The organism is Paraburkholderia sp. RL17-347-BIC-D (assembly GCF_046027915.1).
GTDB lineage: Bacteria > Pseudomonadota > Gammaproteobacteria > Burkholderiales > Burkholderiaceae > Paraburkholderia.
Genome location: NZ_JARESS010000311.1, coordinates 1 through 232 on the forward strand (window position 1 = coordinate 1; position 232 = coordinate 232).

The window sequence follows — 232 nt, forward strand, 5'->3', positions numbered from 1 at the left end:
ATTGCAACTCTCGTCGAACGTCAGACCCGCTACGTCATGCTGGTGAGATTGCCAGCAAGGATACAGAGACCGTCGTCAACGCTCTCATAAAACATGCTGGCAAGCTGCCTGAGGAACTGTACAGATCGCTGACCTGGGATCGGGGCAAAGAAATGGCTGGCCATAAACGCTTCACCGTGGCTACTGACATCAAAGTCTACTTCTGTGATCCGCAGCATCCCTGGCAACGTGG

Annotated in this window: 1 pseudogene; it reads left to right on the top strand. The window is 53.4% G+C overall.

Going from position 1 to position 232, the window contains the following annotated elements:
- Positions 1-232: pseudogene (locus P0D96_RS48710) on the top strand (IS30 family transposase); the annotation flags it as partial.